Source organism: Sinisalibacter lacisalsi (genome assembly GCF_014640115.1).
Classification (GTDB): domain Bacteria; phylum Pseudomonadota; class Alphaproteobacteria; order Rhodobacterales; family Rhodobacteraceae; genus Sinisalibacter; species Sinisalibacter lacisalsi.
Window position 1 is genome coordinate 247,871 of sequence record NZ_BMGI01000003.1, and the last position, 17,070, is coordinate 264,940.

18 protein-coding genes are annotated in these 17,070 nt (G+C 66.9%); 10 read left to right on the forward strand and 8 right to left on the reverse strand.

The annotated features are described in order from the left end of the window. The gene (locus tag IEW01_RS10605; protein ID WP_188527606.1) at positions 1–714 is read left to right on the forward strand and encodes an ABC transporter ATP-binding protein; all 714 of its coding nucleotides are present in this window, start codon (positions 1–3) and stop codon (positions 712–714) included. Beyond that, positions 711–1,931 (forward strand): ABC transporter permease, encoded by a 1,221-nt coding sequence (locus IEW01_RS10610; RefSeq protein ID WP_188527607.1) that lies wholly within the window; start codon positions 711–713, stop codon positions 1,929–1,931. Before IEW01_RS10605 ends, IEW01_RS10610 begins: the two co-directional genes overlap by 4 nt. Before the next feature lie 19 nt (positions 1,932–1,950). Here the strand turns inward: IEW01_RS10610 and IEW01_RS10615 are convergent, their stop codons facing one another. The 3 genes from IEW01_RS10615 to IEW01_RS10625 form a co-directional block, all read right to left on the reverse strand. Then, positions 1,951–2,913 carry an acetyl-CoA carboxylase carboxyltransferase subunit alpha gene (locus IEW01_RS10615; protein WP_188527608.1) on the reverse strand — a complete coding sequence of 321 codons (963 nt, stop codon included), beginning with the start codon at positions 2,911–2,913 and terminating at the stop codon, positions 1,951–1,953. 100 nt (positions 2,914–3,013) lie between these two features. Beyond that, positions 3,014–4,303: a glycosyltransferase gene (locus IEW01_RS10620; RefSeq protein WP_188527609.1), complete on the reverse strand. Its 1,290-nt coding sequence runs from the start codon at positions 4,301–4,303 to the stop codon at positions 3,014–3,016. Between the two features lie 42 nt (positions 4,304–4,345). After that, positions 4,346–5,305 (reverse strand): L-malyl-CoA/beta-methylmalyl-CoA lyase, encoded by a 960-nt coding sequence (locus IEW01_RS10625; RefSeq protein WP_188527610.1) that lies wholly within the window; start codon positions 5,303–5,305, stop codon positions 4,346–4,348. Positions 5,306–5,551: 246 nt separating this feature from the next. Here IEW01_RS10625 and dgcN point away from each other — a divergent pair, with 246 nt between their 5' ends. From dgcN to IEW01_RS10655, 6 genes are all read left to right on the forward strand, one after another. Beyond that, complete coding sequence (dgcN, locus tag IEW01_RS10630) at positions 5,552–6,556, forward strand: N-acetyltransferase DgcN (RefSeq protein ID WP_188527611.1); 1,005 nt, start codon at positions 5,552–5,554, stop codon at positions 6,554–6,556. Between the two features lie 60 nt (positions 6,557–6,616). Beyond that, positions 6,617–7,582, forward strand: coding sequence for an N-acetyl-D-Glu racemase DgcA (gene dgcA / locus IEW01_RS10635; protein ID WP_188527612.1), 966 nt, complete (start codon positions 6,617–6,619; stop codon positions 7,580–7,582). A gap of 3 nt (positions 7,583–7,585) precedes the next feature. Then, positions 7,586–8,224, forward strand: a complete 639-nt coding sequence (locus tag IEW01_RS10640) for a glutathione S-transferase family protein (RefSeq protein ID WP_188527613.1) — start codon at positions 7,586–7,588, stop codon at positions 8,222–8,224. 24 nt (positions 8,225–8,248) lie between these two features. After that, complete coding sequence (locus IEW01_RS10645) at positions 8,249–9,112, forward strand: D-amino-acid transaminase (RefSeq protein ID WP_188527614.1); 864 nt, start codon at positions 8,249–8,251, stop codon at positions 9,110–9,112. 128 nt (positions 9,113–9,240) lie between these two features. Further along, on the forward strand, positions 9,241–10,680 hold the full coding sequence (locus IEW01_RS10650; RefSeq protein ID WP_188527615.1) for an OmpA family protein: 1,440 nt from the start codon (positions 9,241–9,243) through the stop codon (positions 10,678–10,680). 27 nt (positions 10,681–10,707) lie between these two features. Beyond that, positions 10,708–11,346: a helix-hairpin-helix domain-containing protein gene (locus IEW01_RS10655; protein ID WP_188527616.1), complete on the forward strand. Its 639-nt coding sequence runs from the start codon at positions 10,708–10,710 to the stop codon at positions 11,344–11,346. Between the two features lie 29 nt (positions 11,347–11,375). Here the strand turns inward: IEW01_RS10655 and IEW01_RS10660 are convergent, their stop codons facing one another. From IEW01_RS10660 to IEW01_RS10670, 3 genes are all read right to left on the reverse strand, one after another. Beyond that, entirely contained in the window at positions 11,376–12,170 is a 795-nt protein-coding gene (locus tag IEW01_RS10660) for a DODA-type extradiol aromatic ring-opening family dioxygenase (protein WP_188527617.1), read from the reverse strand. Positions 12,171–12,403: 233 nt separating this feature from the next. Then, complete coding sequence (locus IEW01_RS10665) at positions 12,404–12,727, reverse strand: DUF1244 domain-containing protein (RefSeq protein WP_438810822.1); 324 nt, start codon at positions 12,725–12,727, stop codon at positions 12,404–12,406. A gap of 18 nt (positions 12,728–12,745) precedes the next feature. Continuing rightward, positions 12,746–13,486: an N-formylglutamate amidohydrolase gene (locus IEW01_RS10670; protein ID WP_188527618.1), complete on the reverse strand. Its 741-nt coding sequence runs from the start codon at positions 13,484–13,486 to the stop codon at positions 12,746–12,748. Between the two features lie 197 nt (positions 13,487–13,683). On the opposite strand from IEW01_RS10670, the gene pyk reads away from it, so the two are divergent. Together pyk and IEW01_RS10680 are read left to right on the forward strand one after the other, a co-directional pair. After that, positions 13,684–15,132: a pyruvate kinase gene (gene pyk / locus IEW01_RS10675; protein WP_188527619.1), complete on the forward strand. Its 1,449-nt coding sequence runs from the start codon at positions 13,684–13,686 to the stop codon at positions 15,130–15,132. Between the two features lie 31 nt (positions 15,133–15,163). Further along, positions 15,164–15,388, forward strand: a complete 225-nt coding sequence (locus IEW01_RS10680; RefSeq protein WP_188527620.1) for a hypothetical protein — start codon at positions 15,164–15,166, stop codon at positions 15,386–15,388. A 14-nt stretch (positions 15,389–15,402) separates the two neighbouring features. On the opposite strand, the gene IEW01_RS10685 is transcribed toward IEW01_RS10680, so the two are convergent. Continuing rightward, complete coding sequence (locus IEW01_RS10685) at positions 15,403–16,437, reverse strand: hypothetical protein (protein WP_188527621.1); 1,035 nt, start codon at positions 16,435–16,437, stop codon at positions 15,403–15,405. A gap of 22 nt (positions 16,438–16,459) precedes the next feature. Continuing rightward, positions 16,460–16,930 carry a transcription elongation factor GreA gene (greA, locus tag IEW01_RS10690; RefSeq protein WP_188527622.1) on the reverse strand — a complete coding sequence of 157 codons (471 nt, stop codon included), beginning with the start codon at positions 16,928–16,930 and terminating at the stop codon, positions 16,460–16,462. Positions 16,931–17,070 lie beyond the last annotated feature (140 nt).

Genomic DNA, 17,070 nt, shown 5'->3' on the forward strand with positions numbered 1-17,070 from the left:
ATGCAGAACGCACCCCCGGTCATCGAGTTTCGCGATATCTCCCGGATCTATGGCACCGGGGCGGCGGAGGTCCGGGCGCTCGACGGCGTGAGCTTCAAGGTGTCGCGCGGGGAGTTCATCGCGATCATGGGGCCGTCCGGATCGGGCAAGTCGACGGCGATGAACGTGATCGGCTGTCTCGACACCCCGACCTCCGGCGAATACCTTTTCGACGGGGTGAACGTCGCCAATCTCACCCGAGACCAGCGCGCCCTGATCCGGCGCGATTTCATCGGTTTCGTCTTCCAGGGTTTCAACCTGCTCGCCCGCACCCCGGCGATCGAGAACGTCGAACTGCCGCTGATCTACAAGGGTGTGCCGCGCGCGGCGCGGCGGCGCCAGGCGATGGAGGCGCTGGCGCGGGTGGGGCTGGCCGACTGGGCCGCGCACGATCCTTCCGAGCTGTCCGGCGGTCAGCAACAGCGCGTGGCCATTGCCCGCGCCTTGGTGGGCAACCCGGAAGTGATCCTCGCCGACGAACCCACCGGCAACCTCGACCAGACCCGCTCGAACGAGATCATGAAGCTGCTCGAGGGGCTCAACCACGACGGCATGACCATCGTGATGGTCACCCATGAAACCGATATGGCTGCCTATGCTCCGCGCCATATCATGATGGTCGACGGCAAGGTGGTGCGCGATGGCGTGCCCGAGCCCGGGGCGGGTGTGTCATGATCGGTGAAACCTTCGGCCTTGCCGCTCAGGCGATCGCGCGCAACGCGCTGCGCTCCTTCCTGACGACGCTCGGCATCGTGATCGGCGTGGCCGCCGTGATCGCGCTGGTCACGCTCGGGCAGGGCTCATCGGATGAGGTGACGGGCGAACTTGAAAAACTGGGCACCGATATCCTGATGGTGCGGCCGGGCGTTTCCGGCATGGGTCCGAGCGGGCCGGGCAGCCGCGGCCTTTCTGCCGAGCCGTTCACGATCGCCGACGCGGATGCGATCGAGTCCGATCTGGTCAGCATCGCCGCCGCCGCGCCCTACGGCACGCAGCCGGTCACGGCGATCCTCGGATCGGAGACGATATCCACCCAGGTCGCGGGCACCGACAACAGGTATTTCGACGTCGTCGACTGGCCGGTGGTGCTCGGGCGCGGTTTCACCAACGCGGAGGAAACCGTGGGCCAGAGCGTGTGCATTCTCGGCGAGACGGTGCGCAAGGATCTGTTCGGCGGCGCCGATCCGGTCGGGCAGAAGATCCGGCTGGGCAGCCTGTCATGCGAGGTGATCGGCGTGCTCGAGGAAAAGGGCGCCGGAAGTTTCGGAATGGACCAGGACTCGGTTGTGCTGATCCCGATGCGGACGATGCAGAAGCGCATTCTCGGCAACCGCGATGTCAGCATGATCTATGCCGGCCTCGCGGAAGGGTTCACCACCGCGCAGGGCCTTGCCGATATCGAAGACCTGATGCGCGATCGGCGGCGAATCACCGAAGACGAGGAAGACGATTTCTATGCGATGGACATGGCGCAGATTGCCTCGATGCTGTCCGGCATCACCGGGGTGCTCACCGGTCTGCTCTCGGCGGTCGCGGCTGTGAGCCTGCTCGTCGGGGGCATCGGGATCATGAACATCATGCTGGTGAGCGTGACCGAGCGCACCCGCGAGATCGGCATTCGTCTCGCTGTCGGGGCGACGGCGGGGCAGGTGATGATGCAGTTTCTCGTCGAGGCGGTGATGCTCTCGCTACTGGGTGGCGTGGTCGGGATCGGCCTGGGCCTCGTGATCGCCGCGGTGACGGCGTTCAACATGGCGATTCCCTTCGCGCCGAATGCCAGCGTGGTGATCGGCGCCTTCCTGTTCTCGGCTCTTGTCGGCGTCGTCTTCGGCTACTTCCCCGCCCGCCGCGCCGCCCGACTCGACCCGATCGAGGCGCTGCGCCACCAGTAGCGGCGGGGCCGTCCGGGATTCAGGCGGCGAGGCCCTTGGAGCCCATGTCGAGGTATTTGCGGCGGCGATCCTTGCGCAGCGCGTCGGGCTTCTTTTCCGAGAGCGCCTTCAGTTCCACTTCCAGCGCCTTGCCAACGGCACGGATGGTGTCTTCGCGGCCGCGCTGGGCGCCGCCGATCGGCTCCGAGATGATCCGGTCGATCACGCCAAGCGCCTTGAGATCCTGCGCCGTGAGCCGCAGCGCCTCGGCGGCCTCGCGCATCTTCTCGGCATCCTTCCAAAGGATCGAGGCACAGCCCTCGGGGCTGATCACCGAGTAGATCGAATGCTCCAGCATCATCACCGTGTTGCCGGTGGCGAAGGCCACCGCGCCGCCCGAGCCGCCTTCGCCGATGATGACCGACACCAGCGGCACGCGCAGCGAGAGGCATTTTTCCGTCGAACGGGCGATTGCCTCGGATTGGCCCCGCTCCTCCGCGCCCTTGCCGGGATAGGCGCCGGGGGTGTCGACCAGCGAGATCACCGGCAGGCCGAAACGGTCGGCCATGTCCATCAGCCTGATCGCCTTGCGGTAGCCCTCGGGGCGCGCCATGCCGAAATTCCGTTCGATCCGGCTTTTCGTGTCGTGGCCCTTCTCGTGGCCGATTACCATCACCGGCATGTCGCCAAGCCGGGCGAGGCCGCCCATCACCGCGTGATCGTCGGCAAAATTCCGGTCGCCCGCGAGCGGGGTGTATTCGTTGAACAGCGCCTCGATGTAGTCGCGGCAATGCGGCCGGTCGGGGTGGCGCGCGACCTGGCATTTGCGCCATGGCGTGAGGTCTCTGTAAAGATCCTGAAGCATCGTCTCGGCCTTGCGATCGAGCGCGGCGGCTTCCTTCTCGATGTCCATCTCCTCGTTGGCCCGCGCCATCGCGCGCAGCTCCTCGGCCTTGCCTTCGATCTCGGCCAGCGGCTTTTCGAATTCGAGGTAATTGGTCATCGCGAACCCCTTCAATGTATCGCGCCGATATAAGACTCGGGGTGCGTGGATTGCAACTCGTGATCGGGGCTCGGCCTCTGCGCCATTCCCTGCGCCCCGGTCAGGCCGCCGATTTCGCGAGCGAGACCCCGGTCAACGCCTCGATGTCGGCGATCGCCTGAGCCACGCCATCCTCCTTACGCACCGTTGCGCCAAGCTGCGCGGCCGCGGCGGCGATGGTCTCGTCGCCGGTCGCCTTGCGCAGCGCGTCGGCGAACTTGGCGGCGGTCAGCTTCTTCTGCGGGATCGGCGCGGGCGAAAGCCCCAGCCCGTGCACCTTTGCGCCCCACCACGGCTGATCGCCGAAGAACGGCACGACCACTTGCGGACGGCCGGCCCGGATCGCGGCCGCCGTGGTGCCGGCGCCGCCGTGATGGACCACCGCCGCCATGCGCGGGAACAGCCAGTCGTGCGGCGCGGCGTCGATCCGATGGATCGTTTCGGGCAGGTCGGCCGGTTCAAGGCCGCCCCAGCCAGTGGCGATGACGCCGCGAAGCCCGGCCTGCCCGAGCGCCTCGACCACGGCGTGCGCCAGCCGGTTGGGAAAGCGCCCGGCCATCGAGCCGAAACCGACATAGACCGGCGGCGGCCCGGCCGCGAGAAAGTCCGAGAGCGCGGGTGGCGGCGTCCAGTCCTGCTCGTCGAGAAACCAGTATCCGCTCATCCGCGCCCAGTCGGGCCAGTCCGGGGGCGGCGGCAGCACCGAAGGGCTGACCGCGTGCAGCACCGGGATCGGGCGGCCATCGGCGGAACAGGCGATGTCGAAGCGGCGCTGTTTTGGCAGGCCGTGCACGGAGCGGGTTTCGCGGACGTATTTTCTGGCGGAAAGCCCGATGAGCCGCCGAGCCAGCCGGTAAGTCGCCCGGTTCCACCAGCCCATGCGGAGATCCGGAAAACTCATCATCGGCGCGCTGGCTGTCGGCACCAGCAAGGGCATCAGCAGCGCCAGAATCACCGGAACGCCGAGCTTCTCGGCGATGGCGGGGGCGGCATAGGCCTTGGGGTGGAACAGGATGAGATCGGGCTGCGTTGCCTCGGCCGCGGCCCAGCAATCCTCCACCAGCGCGCGCTGCATCGGCCCGACCTGCGGCAACATGCTGACCATCCGGAACAGCGATTGCAGCGCGTTCTCGGTGTTTTCGAGCATCTCGCGGCCCTGCGGCGTGTCGAGAACCGCGAGCATCTCGTCGGACAGCGGCGCGAAGCCCAGGCCATGGCTCGTCACGAACCCTTCAAAGCGCCCGGCCGTGGCGATCGTCACCGCATGGCCGCGCGCCTGCAAACCCCGCCCGAGCGCCAGGTAAGGCTGCACGTCGCCGCGCGTGCCATAGCTCATGATCAGGATCTTCATGCCGCGAGCGTAGCACGCCGCAAAACGGCGTGCCACAAGCCCTCAGCGCCCCGCGATCAGTTCCGCCTGCCGCACGATCACCTCGGCCTGTTTCATGCTGGCGATGTCGATCAGCTTGCCCTTCCAGGTGGTGGCGCCAAGCCCCTTGGCCTTGGCCTCCTCCATCGCGGCGAGAATCTCGCGCGCTTCCGCCACGGCCTCCTCGCTTGGCGAGAATACCTCGTTGGCGAGCTTCACCTGCTTGGGGTGGATCGCCCATTTGCCCACCATGCCGAGCGTCGCCACCCGGCGCGCATGGGCGATGTAGGCATCTTCGTCGGAAAAATCGCCGAACGGGCCATCGACCGGCAACACGCCGTGGGTGCGGCAGGCCGCGACGATGGCGGAGACGGCATAGTGCCACGGGTCGGGGTAATCGGTCTGGCCCTCGTGGATCATGTAGTAGTTCGCCTGCGTGCCGCCGATGCCGGTGGTGGCCATGCCCATCGAGGCGGCGAAATCGGCGTAGCCGAGGCTCATCGCCTGAAGCCGCGGCGAGGCGGCGGCGATCTCTTCGACATGGGCAAGCCCCGCCGCCGTCTCGATGATCACCTCGAAGCTGATCGGTTTCGTCCGCCCCTTGGCGCGCTCGACGGCGGTGACCAGCGCGTCGACGGCATAGATATCCTCGCCGCAGCCCACCATCGGGATCATGATCTGGTCGAGCCGGTCGGAGGCGTTTTCGAGCAGGTCCACCACGTCGCGATACCAGTGCGGGGTATCGAGGCCGTTGATACGCACCGAGAAATACTTGTCGCCCCAATCGACCTCGTGGGTGGCCGCGATGATATTCGCGCGCGCCTTGTCCTTGTCGTCGGGCGCCACGCTGTCTTCGAGATCGAGGTTGATCACGTCGGCCGCCGAGGCCGCCATTTTCTCGAACAACTCGCTGCGCGAGCCCGGGCCGAACAACTGGCTGCGGTTGGGACGGGCCGGGGGGCTGGGTTGGGGGCGGAAGGACATGGAAAACCTCCGGGCAAGTTTGTTTCACTTATCTTTGCGCAACGGATAGATTGTTGCGCAATCGGGAGCAAGCCGAATCTCGCGGTTGCAGCACAACATGCGCCGCAATGCGGCAAAGGAAAGGGTTTGTCCCGAGAAACGGCGAAATGACGCAAGATTCTCCCTACCTGCTTATTCATTACGCTTGATCTTGCGAAGACTTTGCCCGATGGGCAGGCAATCCTGCGCCAAACGATGGAGCTCCCCATGATCGAAACACCCTATCTTCTCTTCCTCGGCGACGCGCCCGACCAACTTGCCGTGAAGGTCGCCCAGGGCATCAAGGACTGGCGCCCGGAAAACGCCGTTGGCCAGTTCCGCCTCGAAGGCTGCAAGGCCGATCTCGGGCTTGCCGACATGACGTTGCGGGAGGCGAAAGCCGCCGGCGCGAAAACGCTGGTGATCGGCGTGGCCAACCGGGGCGGCGTGATCTCGAAAGCATGGAAGAAGGTGCTGGTGACGGCGCTGGAAGAGGGCTTCGACCTCGCCTCCGGCCTGCACAACCTGCTGCGCGACGAACCCGACCTGGTGGCGGTGGCCGAGGCGACCGGACGCAGCCTGCATGATGTACGGGTGCCCGAGGTGGATTATCCCATCGCCAACGGCGTGAAGCGCTCGGGCAAGCGCTGCCTCGCGGTGGGCACCGATTGCTCGGTCGGCAAGATGTATACCGCGCTGGCGATGGACCGCGAGATGCAGGCGCGGGGCATGAAGGCCACCTTCCGCTCCACCGGCCAGACCGGCATCCTGATCACCGGCGACGGCGTGCCGCTCGACGCGGTGGTGGCCGATTTCATGGCCGGGGCGGTGGAATGGCTGACGCCCGATAACGATCCCGACCACTGGGATCTTATCGAGGGCCAGGGCAGCCTGTTTCATGTCTCCTATTCCGGTGTGACCATGGCGCTGATCCACGGCGGCCAGCCCGACGCGCTGATCCTCGCCCATGAGCCGACCCGAGAGCACATGCGCGGCTTGCCGGGCTACAGCCTGCCCGGCCTCGAGGCGTTGCGCGACATGGCGCTGACGATGGCCCGGGTGGCGAACCCGGCCTGCGAGGTGGTGGCGATCTCGGTCAACACCCAGGCCATGAGCGAGGACGAGGCGGTGGCCTACCTGGCCGAGACCGAGGCGCGTATGGGGCTGCCGGCCACCGATCCGTTCCGTTTCGGGGCGGGCAAGCTGGTGGATGCGCTGGCCGCGATGGGGTAGATGGGGGGCGCTGCCCCCCAAACCCCCCGAGGTATTTTTGCCAGGATGAAGGAGCAAGTGATGCGGCTTTCCGTGACCGAAGAGCGATTCCCCCTGGCGGAGGTGTTCACCATCTCGCGCGGGTCCAAGTCGGAGGCCGCGGTTCTGACCGTGCGCGTGGAAGATACGGGCGCGACGGGCTGGGGGGAATGCGTGCCCTATGCCCGATATGGCGAGACGCTAGAGAGCGTGCGCGCCGAGATCGAGGCGCTGCCCGAGCGGTTCACCCGGGCGGAATTGCAGGCGCTCTTGCCCGCCGGGGCCGCGCGCAACGCGGTGGATTGCGCGTTGTGGGATCTGGAAGCCAAGCGCGCGGGCAAGCGGGCCTGGGAACTTGCCGGGCTGGAGCGCCCCGGACCGGAGATCACCGCCTATACGCTCAGCCTCGGCACGCCGGACGACATGCGCGCCAAGGCGGCGGCGAACGCGCATCGCCCCCTGCTCAAGATCAAGCTCGGCACGCCAGATGACATGCCCCGGCTCGAAGCCGTGCGCGCAGGCGCGCCGAAATCGCGCATCATCGTCGATGCCAACGAAGGCTGGACGGCGGAGGTTTATGCCGACCTCGCGCCGCATCTCATCCGCCTCGGGGTGGAACTGGTGGAGCAGCCCCTGCCGGCGGGCGCGGACGACATGCTCGCCGAGATCGCGCGCCCCTTGCCGGTTTGTGCCGACGAAAGCTGCCATGACCGGGCGAGCCTGCCCGGGCTCAAGGGCAAGTATGACGTGGTCAACATCAAGCTCGACAAGACCGGCGGGCTGACCGAGGCGCTTGCATTGCGCGATGCCGCCCGCGCCGAAGGTTTCCGGGTGATGGTGGGCTGTATGGTCGGCTCGTCGCTGGCGATGGCGCCTGCCGTGCTGGTGGCGCAGGGCGCGATGGTGACGGACCTTGACGGACCGCTGCTTCTCGCGAAGGATCGCCCGCATGCCTTGCGTTATGACGCCGCCGGGGTCCACCCGCCGGAGGCCGCGCTCTGGGGGTGAGCCATGAAGCTGATCATCGGCAACAAGAAGTATTCCTCGTGGTCGTTCCGGCCATGGATCGCGATGCGGGTGAAGGGCATCGCCTTCGAAGAAGAGCTGATCCCGTTCGATTTCGCCGCGGGCAACCCGGCGATCAGGGCGGCGACGCCCGCAGGCAAGGTGCCGGTGCTGGTCGACGGCGATCTCGCGGTGTGGGAATCGCTCGCCATTCTCGAATACCTCGCGGAGCGGTTTCCCGAAGTGGGGCTCTTGCCGGAAGACATCGCCGCGCGGGCGCGAGCGCGGTCGATGGCGCACGAGATGCACGGCGGGTTCGGGGCCTTGCGCTCGGAATGCCCGATGAACATGGCCCGCGAAGTGCGCCCGATCGCCGTTTCGGACGGGGTGCGCCGCGACGTTGCCCGGATCGAACAGCTCTGGAGCGAGGCGCTTTCGGCCTCCGGCGGGCCGTTCCTGTTTGGCGAATTCAGCAACGTCGACGCGATGTTCGCCCCGGTGGTGAACCGGCTTGAAATCTACGCGCTCAGCACGCATGAAGCGGTGGCCCGGTATTCGGCCGCCATGAAGGCGCTCCCGGCCTGGGCCGAGTGGGCGGCAGCGGGCCGCGCCGAGCCCTGGATCGTGGAACAGGACGAGGCCTGAGGGCCGATCATGAAGGAGACGGGCATGAGCCGCATCGTTTACGTGAACGGAGACTACCTGCCCGAGGAAGAGGCGAAGGTATCTGTCTTCGACCGCGGTTTCCTGATGGCCGACGGGGTTTACGAGGTGACCAGCGTGCTCGGCGGCAAGCTCATCGACTTCGACGGCCACGCCGCCCGCCTCGCCCGCTCGCTGGCCGAGCTCGACATGGCCCAGCCGATCAGCCACGAAGACCTGCTCGCGGCGCACCGCGAACTGGTGGCGCGCAACGGCATCGAGGAGGGTCTGGTCTATCTCCAGATCACCCGGGGCAACCCCGGCGATCGCGATTTCGTCTTCCCCGATCCTGAAACGACCCCCGGCACGGTGGTGATGTTCACCCAGTCCAAGCCGGGGCTGGCCGCCAGCCCGGCGGCGAAGACCGGCATCAAGGTGATCTCGATCCCCGATCAGCGCTGGGCGCGGCGCGACATCAAGACGGTGCAACTGCTCTATCCCTCGATGGGCAAGATGGCCGCGCTCGCGGCCGGGGCCGATGATGCCTGGTTCGTCGAGGATGGCAAGGTGACCGAGGGCACCTCGAACAACGCCTATATCGTCAAGGACGGCAAGATCATCACCCGTGAGCGCTCGTCCGACATTCTTCACGGCATCACCCGCGCCGCCGTGCTGCGCTACGCCGCCGAGGCCCAGATGGAGATCGAGGAACGCCGCTTCACCCTTGAGGAGGCGCAGGCCGCCGATGAGGCTTTCGTAACCTCCGCCACCGCTTTCGTGATGCCGGTGGTCGAGATCGACGGCGTCAAGGTCGGCGCGGGCACACCCGGGCCGGTGGCCGGCCGGCTGCGCGAGATCTACCTCGAAGAGAGCCTGAAATCGGCGATCTGACCGGGCCGCACCGCTGCGGCCCATTGCCTCGTTTGCGAACATGCCGTGTTTGCGCGTGCTTTCCCTCTTGCTTTGAAGGCTGGCCTGGGGCCTGATTTCCTTGGGCCGTATTGCTGAGAGGGAACAGCATGAGCAAGGGATTGGGCGCGCTTGTCTTCGTCGCGGGCGTGGCCGCGTTGAGCTACTGGGGCGCGCAGTCGCACGCCGTCACGATGGAGCGCAAGATCGCGGCCGAGGCGATGAGCTTGATCGCGCAAACGGTGCATCCGATGAGTGTTTCGGTCATCGGGCGCGATATCGCGCTGGCCGGAACCGCCGATAACGAGGCCGAACTGGCGGGCCTTGTCGACGGGCTGAACGACATTCGCGGGCGGCGGGTGGTCAACGCCGAGGGCGTCACCGTGTTGCCGCTGGTCGAGCCCTATGAAACCGCGCTTTCCAAGGCAGCGGACGGCAGCATCGCCGCCACCGGCTACGCCCCCACCGCCGCTGCGCGCGATGCGCTCGCCGCCGATTTGCCCGGGCTTGCCGGGCTGCTGCTTGGACACGGCGCGCCGGAAGGCTGGGCCGGGGCGCTCGCAGCGGGCGCCGCCGCGCTCGCGCCGCTCGAAGAGGGCAGCGCGGCACTCACCGGCACCACCTTCACCCTCGCGGGCATGGCCGCGACCCCGTTCGAGGAGAACGAGACGCGCGCCGCGTTGGCCGGGCTGGACGGGTTTGAAACCGTTGTCGCGATCGAGGTGCTCGATCCGGGCATCGTCGATTTCCAAATTGGCTACGACGCGTCGGAAGGCTTCCGCATCGCGGGCACCGTGCCCGGATCTCTGGGGCGCGACGCGATCGCGGCCGCGCTTGGCGGTGTGGAGCTTGACGGCGAGGTGAGCACGACCTTCGCCGGCCTCGACGGGCTGGAAGCCGCGTTGGTCGCGCTTGGCGCGCGCCTCGGGTTGTTCGAAAGCTTCGATCTCACCGCCAGCGACGATGGGCTGAGCCTCGCAGCCGAACCGATGGCGGGGCTTGATGGCGACACAGTGCGCGCCGCGCTGGTCGAGGGGCTGGGCGACGGCGAGGGGATCACGATGATCGCATCAACTGCGCCTGCCGACGGCGCCGAGCGGGTGAATGCCGCCACCGGCCGCAGGCAGTTCGCGCAAGGTGGCGTCTGGATGAACATGCCGGAGTTCGAGCCGAGCAAGGCCACCTGTACGCAAGCCGCGCGCGATACCGTCGAGGCCGCGCCGATCCGCTTTGTCACCGGGTCCGCCGAGCTTGATCCGGTCTCGCTCGCCACCGTCAACGAGGTGGCCGGGATCATCCACCTGTGCACCCGCGAGGCCGGGATGCGCGTGGTAATCGGCGGCCACACCGACGCGCAGGGCGACGATACGGCGAACTATGCGCTCTCGCTGGCCCGGGCGCGGGCGGTGCGCGATGCCCTCGCCGCGCGCGGCATTGATACGGTGCGGATGACGGCGGTCGGCTACGGCGAGACCGAACCCGTCGCCGACAACGACACCGAGGAAGGGCGCGCGAAGAACCGTCGCACCACGTTCGAATGGCCCGAATGAGCCGCGGCCGAGACAAGGAGCAAACGCATGTTTGAAGAATGGGGTTTTCTGATCGCGGAGATGGTGCTGCTCATCATCCTCGCCGCCCTTCTGGGCCTGCTCGTGGGCTGGATCATCTGGGGCCGTCGTGGCGGGCCGGCCGGTGCCGAAACGGATGGACTGAAGGCCGATCTCGCCGCCTGCCGGAAGGAGGCGAACGCGAAAGACACCCGCATCGCGTCGCTCGAAGGCGATCTGGCGGCGGCGCGCAACGAGGCGCAGGCCGCCGAGAAAGCCGCGATGGAAGCCGCCGCCGAGGCCGTCGCCGTGGCCGAGGCGGTGGAGGCGGATCACGGCGCGCATCCGGTGCACCCCGACGGGGTAGAGGAGACGACCGGCGTCAAACCCGCCGCCCTCGACGCACCGCGCGAAGGCGGTCCCGACGATCTGAAACAGATCAAGGGTATCGGGCCGAAGCTCGAGAAGCTCTGCCACGCCCTCGGCTTCTACCACTTCGACCAGATCGCGAACTGGACGGCGGAGGAGATCGCCTGGGTCGATGCCAATCTCGAAGGTTTCAAGGGAAGGGTCACCCGTGACGACTGGGTGCAACAGGCCGGGATCCTGGCCGCCGGCGGCAACACCGCCTTCGCCAGCAAGGTGAAGAAGGGCGATCTTTACAAGTAAAGTCCAGCGCCGATCCGGCCGGGAAAGGGTCAGTCGAACCGCCAACTCGAGGCGGTGACGCCGCCGAAAATCATCTCCTGGTGATAGACCCGGGTCGCGCCCGTCTCCTCAGCCGCGCCCAGCGCCACGAACAGCGGCACCAGGTGATCCTCCCGGGCATGGCAGGTGCGCGCCTCGGGCGCGCTTTCCCAGTCGAGAAGTGCGGCGGTCCGCGCGGCGGGATCGAGGGCAAGGGCGGTGTCGAGCCAGGCGTCGAAGGCCTCGGAGGGCCCGCGCGCCCCGGGGCCAAATAGCCGCAGGTTGTGATAGCTCAGCCCCGAGCCAAGGATCAGAACGCCCTCGTCGCGCAACGGCGCAAGGGCGCGGCCGAGGCGGAAGTGATCTTCCGGGTCGTAGCTTTCCATGAGCGAAACCTGGAACATGGGTACATCCGCATCGGGATACATCACGAAAGCCGGCACGAAGGCGCCATGGTCGAAGCCACGGGTTTCATCGACCGTCACCGCCAATCCCGCCGCCTCGATCAGCGCCGCCGCGCGTTCCGCAAGCCGGGGCGCCCCCGGGGCGGGGTAGGTGATCTCGTAGGTATGCGCGGGGAAGCCGCCATAGTCGTAAACCATTGGCGGCCGCTCTGCGTGCATCACCCGCGCCTCGCGCGCTTCCCAGTGGCCCGAAACCATCAAGATGGCCCTGGGCTGTTCGGGCAGCGCCGCCGGGATCGCCGCCAGCGAGGCTTCCAGTGGCGCAAAGGCCGCGCGCATGTCGTCGATCCACGGCCACGGTCCGCCGCCATGGGAAATGAAGTAGCTCGGCATTCGTGTCATGGCACCCTCCACAATGGCCAGAGGCTATCCTGCCACGTCCGGAGAGCGGTGAAACCCCCCGCAACCGAACAGCCTCCGCGCATCCACGCACATCGTTTCTCGGGTCGAAAAATACCTCCACCGGAGGCAGGAAAGTTCGGCCCGGGCCTGACCGTCCGGGCCACCCTGGGAGGTCTGCGACCGCCGCGCGCGAGCGCGGCGCGGGTCGGCCCGCCGCAGGCGGGGCGAAACCCTCAGCCTTTCTCGCCGAGCACGTTTTCGCGGAAGGCCACCTCGAATTCGGCCTGCTTTTCGGGGCTGGCGTCGGTCTGGCTCTGCGCCTTCCAGTCGTCGTAGGGCATGCCGTAGAACGCCTCGCGCCCCTCTTCCTTGGTCATCTCGATGCCGCGTTCGTTCGCGGCCTCCTGGTACCAGCGGCTGAGGCAGTTGCGGCAGAAGCCGGCGAGGTTCATCAGGTCGATGTTCTGCACCTCGGGCCGGTCTTCCATCAGGTGCTTGCGCAGCCGGCGGAAGGCGGCGGCCTCGAGTTCGGTCCGGGTCTTTTCGTCGATATCCATGCGCGTTTCTCCCTTTTCTCAGAGTTGGGCCGCGTCGAGCACTTCTTCAAGGATCGGCGCGAGCCGCTCGGCCCAGGCCCATTGCTGCGCATCGGTGCGGATCAGGTCGTTCCGGAGTTCGATCAACACGTTCACCCGCCCGGGGCGGATCGCGTGCCGGTCGACGCTATCGCCGTCGAGATGGCCGCCATAGGGCTCGTTCTCGCCGACGCAGAGATCGGTTTCATCGCGCAGCCGGCGCAGGAGCGGTTGGGCGAAGCGGTCGTCCTTGCCGTAGAGCACACCGATATGCCATGGCCGGGGATCGCGGCCTCTCAGTTGCCGGGTGAACGAATGAATGGCGACATAAACCGTGTCGTCGCGCCGTGCCGCCATCCGGGCCACGGCGCCGTGGTAGGGCCGGTAATAGGCGTTGAGCCGGCGATCCCGCTCGGCTTCGTCGACGTGCCTGTTGGCCGGAATGATGGTGCCGTCGTAAAGCTTCATAAGCACCGTCGGGTCATCTTCGCCGCGGTTGGGGTCGATCACCAGACGCGAGAAGTTCGACATCACCACCGGCGCGCCGAGCAATTCGCCAAGCCCGATCGAAACGCCCGCCGCGCCCGGATCCCAGGCGATGTGGCGCGCCATGTCTTCGTCGGGCAGCCCGAGCGAGCCGCCGTTCACCTCCGGGGGCACGGCGTTCGAGGCATGGTCGCAGGTTATCAGCCAGCGCGACTCCCGATCCTCGCCGACAACGTGAAAAGGCAGGTAGGTCATGAAACCGTCATCTCTCTGGTTCACAGCGTTCTAGTGCGCATTCCCGGCGGTGAAAACCGGTTTCCCTTTGCAACCTCGCGCCATGCCGAAAGCCGGGCGATCCGTGGAAAGCGCCAGTTGCGAGCGGTTCGGTTTTCGGGCATAGAACGCGCAACCCGCCGTTACCGCAAACACGGCGCTCAGACGAAGGACAAGGCATGCAACGCCGCCGCAATGTAAAGATCGTAGCCACGCTCGGCCCCGCCTCCAACGATTACGACACCATCCGCAAGCTGTTTGAAACCGGCGCCGACGTGTTCCGGATCAACATGTCGCACGGCACCCACGAGGAGCACCGTGCGCGCCACGAGATGATCCGCCGGGTCGAGCGTGACCTGGGCCGCCCCATCGCCATTCTTGCCGACCTGCAGGGCCCCAAGCTGCGCTGCGGCGTCTTCGCGTCGGGAGCGGCGGATCTCGAAGAGGGCCAGTCCTTCCGCTTCGATCTCGACAAGACCCCGGGCGACAGCCACCGCGTGCGCCTGCCGCACAAGGAGATTTTTGATGCGTTGGAGCCGGGTTCCACCCTGCTCGTCAACGATGGCAAGATCCGCCTGCGGGTGGACGACAACGGCGAGGATTATGCCAATTGCACCGTGATGGTGGGCGGCACGATCTCCGATCGCAAGGGCGTCAACGTGCCCGACGTGGTGCTGCCGGTCGCGGCGCTTTCGGAGAAAGACCGTGAAGACCTCGAATTCGCCTGCGAACTGGGCGTCGACTGGCTGGCGCTGAGTTTCGTGCAGCGCGCCGCCGACGTGGAAGAGGCCCGCCGCCTCGCCAATGGCCGCGCGGCGGTGCTCTCGAAGATCGAGAAGCCCGCGGCGGTCAAGGCGTTCGACGAAATCCTCGCGGTGTCCGACGGGATCATGATCGCGCGCGGCGATCTCGGGGTGGAACTGCCGGTGCAGAACGTGCCGCCGATCCAGAAGCGGCTCACCCATGTCTGCCGTGCCGCCGCCAAGCCGGTGATCGTGGCAACACAGATGCTGGAAAGCATGATCGAGAGCCCGGTGCCGACTCGCGCCGAGGTGTCCGACGTGGCCAACGCGATCTACGAGGGGGCCGACGCGGTGATGCTGTCGGCGGAATCGGCGGCGGGCAACTACCCGATCGAGGCGGTGATGACGATGGTCAACGTCGCCGTCGAGGTCGAGGGGGATCCGACATATCGCCGTGTGATCGAGGCCAGCCGCATCATCGACCGGCGCACGGTGGCCGATGGTCTGGTTTCCGCCGCGCGCGAGATCGCCGAGGCGACCGACATCAAGGCGATCTGCTGTTTCACCCAGTCTGGCACCACCGCGCTGCTGACGGCGCGCGAGCGCCCGCGCGTGCCGATCCTCGCGCTCACCCCGCTGGAAGGCACCGCGCGCAGGCTCTGCCTGAGCTGGGGCATCTCCTGCCACATCACCTCCGACACGGTCGACCGCTTCAAGCTCGCCGTGGTCTCGGCGGCCCGCGCAGCCCGCGCCTCGGGTATCGTGAGCGAGGAAGACCAGATCGTGGTGACGGCGGGTGTTCCCTTCAACGTGCCCGGCACAACCAACATCCTGCGCGTGGCGCCTTGCGCGGAGCGGTTGATTTTCGCCACCGACCCGGAATAATGGCCGGGCACCCTTTGGGGGGGAGCCCGATTTGCAAAATGATTTCCAACTGGTGATTGGCCTGGTCATCCTGGGCTTCACCATACCAGCCATTGTCGCGGCCTATTCCGAGCGCCGGATGCCGATCTTTGCCACGATCATGCTGCTCGTCGGCGGCGGGCTGGTGGCATGGGCGCATACCCAGCATCCACAGGGCTACACGATCGAAGATATCCCGCACGCCTTCGTGCGGGTCATCGGCTATATCGTCCGTTAGAAAAGCGCCCGCGCTCAGTCGAACGTATGGGTCACCCGGCCCAGCAGCATGAAGGCGCGCGCCGTGCGCGTGCTGCCGAAATGGGCGATTTCCTCGTCGCTGAGCCTTGGCGCAACCGCGGTCAGCACCTCGTCGAAACGGCGCAGGAAGTGGTGGGCGGCGTCGCGGAAGATCGGGTCTTGCCGCATCCGTCCGGCGGTGAGCGCCAGCGATGAGCGGTCACGGATTCCGCCCAGCGGGGCCACGGCGCGGCCGCGTTCGCCCTCGGCGAACTGCCGCCAGATATCGGGGCGCGCGAGGTCGGGGCGCAGATCGTCCATGTAGATGCCATCCTGGCTCAGCAGCGTGAGCACGTCCTGCGCGGCCTGGATCAGCGAGGCGATCTTGCGGTCGGCCAGGGCGCGGCGCAGCGCGGCGAAGCCTTCCTCGTCTTCGGCGTTCTCGGGAAAGTTGATCGCGCGGATCAGGTCGTTGGCCTCGACCGGGGGCGCGAGCGCCTCGGCGGGGGTGCCGAGCGCAAGGCTGGCCTGCCCGGTCTCGACGTCGACCTGCGGTGCCGGCGCGGCGACCGGCGCCGCAGGCGGTGAAAGGCGGTTGTCCACCCGCGGCCGGGTGGAAACGAACGTCGCCAGCGCATCTTCCGTCCGGCGTTGTTTCTCGGCGATCTCTTCGAGCTTGCGGGTCAGGTCTTGCGGCCGCGGGCCGATCACATGCGCGTGCTGGGCTTCAACAAAGCTTTGCCGCATCGCGTTGAGCGCGTCCTGAAGCCGCCGACTTTCCTCGCGCATCACCCGGGCCGAGCGCGCAGCGGACGCCGCGAGCCAGATCACCACGACGGGGAGCGCGACCGCCACGAGGATCATCACGAAGCGCAGCGCATCGGGCGCGTCCGGCCCGGAGCCGCCGAGCACCAGGAAAAACACGAGGCAGGCGATGAGCCAGATTGCCGAAAGCGCCAGCGCGACGATCTCCGACGCGCCGAGACCCCGACGCACGCCGCTCTCGAACATGCCGAGGTCGATCCGCCCGCCCTGCCTTTCTCGTGCCATCCGCCGCTCCCCGGCTCGCGCCTCAGACGTAGTCGATCTCGAGTATCTCGTAGCTCTTCTCGCCGCCCGGGGTCTTGACCTCGACGCTGTCGCCCTCGTCCTTGCCGATCAGCGCGCGGGCGAGCGGCGACTTGATGTTGAGCTTGCCCTTCTCCAGATCGGCCTCGGGTTCACCGACGATCTGGTAGGTCTTTTCCTCGTCGGTGTCTTCGTCGACAAGCTTGATCGTGGCGCCGAACTTGACCGGCCCCGAAAGCTTCGCCGGGTCGATCACCTCGGCCAGCGAGAGAATGCCCTCAAGCTCTTTCACCCGGCCCTCGATGAAGCTCTGCTTCTCGCGCGCGGCGTGATACTCGGCGTTCTCCGACAGGTCACCATGTTCGCGCGCCTCGGCGATAGCGGCGATGACGGCCGGACGTTCCACCGACTTGAGGTTTTTCAACTCGTCGTTCAGCGCGGTGTGCCCCGCGCGGGTCAGAAGAATTTTATCCATGGGCGGTATTCACTCGTTCGTCGCGGGCCGGCTTGGCGCGGTCAGCCCTAATGTGGTGGCATGAGTTGTGCAAGTCACCTCCAAAGAGGCGATACGTTCAGGTAAGGGAAAAGCAAATCCGCTTGGTTTGCAATGGTCTT

Coding starts and splice junctions, on each gene's coding strand:
- IEW01_RS10605 (WP_188527606.1), top strand. CDS start 1: ATGCAGAACGCACCCCCGGTCATCGAGTTTCGCGATATCTCCCGGATC.
- IEW01_RS10610 (WP_188527607.1), top strand. CDS start 711: ATGATCGGTGAAACCTTCGGCCTTGCCGCTCAGGCGATCGCGCGCAAC.
- IEW01_RS10615 (WP_188527608.1), bottom strand. CDS start 2,913: ATGACCAATTACCTCGAATTCGAAAAGCCGCTGGCCGAGATCGAAGGC.
- IEW01_RS10620 (WP_188527609.1), bottom strand. CDS start 4,303: ATGAAGATCCTGATCATGAGCTATGGCACGCGCGGCGACGTGCAGCCT.
- IEW01_RS10625 (WP_188527610.1), bottom strand. CDS start 5,305: ATGTCCTTCCGCCCCCAACCCAGCCCCCCGGCCCGTCCCAACCGCAGC.
- dgcN (WP_188527611.1), top strand. CDS start 5,552: ATGATCGAAACACCCTATCTTCTCTTCCTCGGCGACGCGCCCGACCAA.
- dgcA (WP_188527612.1), top strand. CDS start 6,617: ATGCGGCTTTCCGTGACCGAAGAGCGATTCCCCCTGGCGGAGGTGTTC.
- IEW01_RS10640 (WP_188527613.1), top strand. CDS start 7,586: ATGAAGCTGATCATCGGCAACAAGAAGTATTCCTCGTGGTCGTTCCGG.
- IEW01_RS10645 (WP_188527614.1), top strand. CDS start 8,249: ATGAGCCGCATCGTTTACGTGAACGGAGACTACCTGCCCGAGGAAGAG.
- IEW01_RS10650 (WP_188527615.1), top strand. CDS start 9,241: ATGAGCAAGGGATTGGGCGCGCTTGTCTTCGTCGCGGGCGTGGCCGCG.
- IEW01_RS10655 (WP_188527616.1), top strand. CDS start 10,708: ATGTTTGAAGAATGGGGTTTTCTGATCGCGGAGATGGTGCTGCTCATC.
- IEW01_RS10660 (WP_188527617.1), bottom strand. CDS start 12,170: ATGACACGAATGCCGAGCTACTTCATTTCCCATGGCGGCGGACCGTGG.
- IEW01_RS10665 (WP_438810822.1), bottom strand. CDS start 12,727: ATGGATATCGACGAAAAGACCCGGACCGAACTCGAGGCCGCCGCCTTC.
- IEW01_RS10670 (WP_188527618.1), bottom strand. CDS start 13,486: ATGACCTACCTGCCTTTTCACGTTGTCGGCGAGGATCGGGAGTCGCGC.
- pyk (WP_188527619.1), top strand. CDS start 13,684: ATGCAACGCCGCCGCAATGTAAAGATCGTAGCCACGCTCGGCCCCGCC.
- IEW01_RS10685 (WP_188527621.1), bottom strand. CDS start 16,437: ATGGCACGAGAAAGGCAGGGCGGGCGGATCGACCTCGGCATGTTCGAG.
- greA (WP_188527622.1), bottom strand. CDS start 16,930: ATGGATAAAATTCTTCTGACCCGCGCGGGGCACACCGCGCTGAACGAC.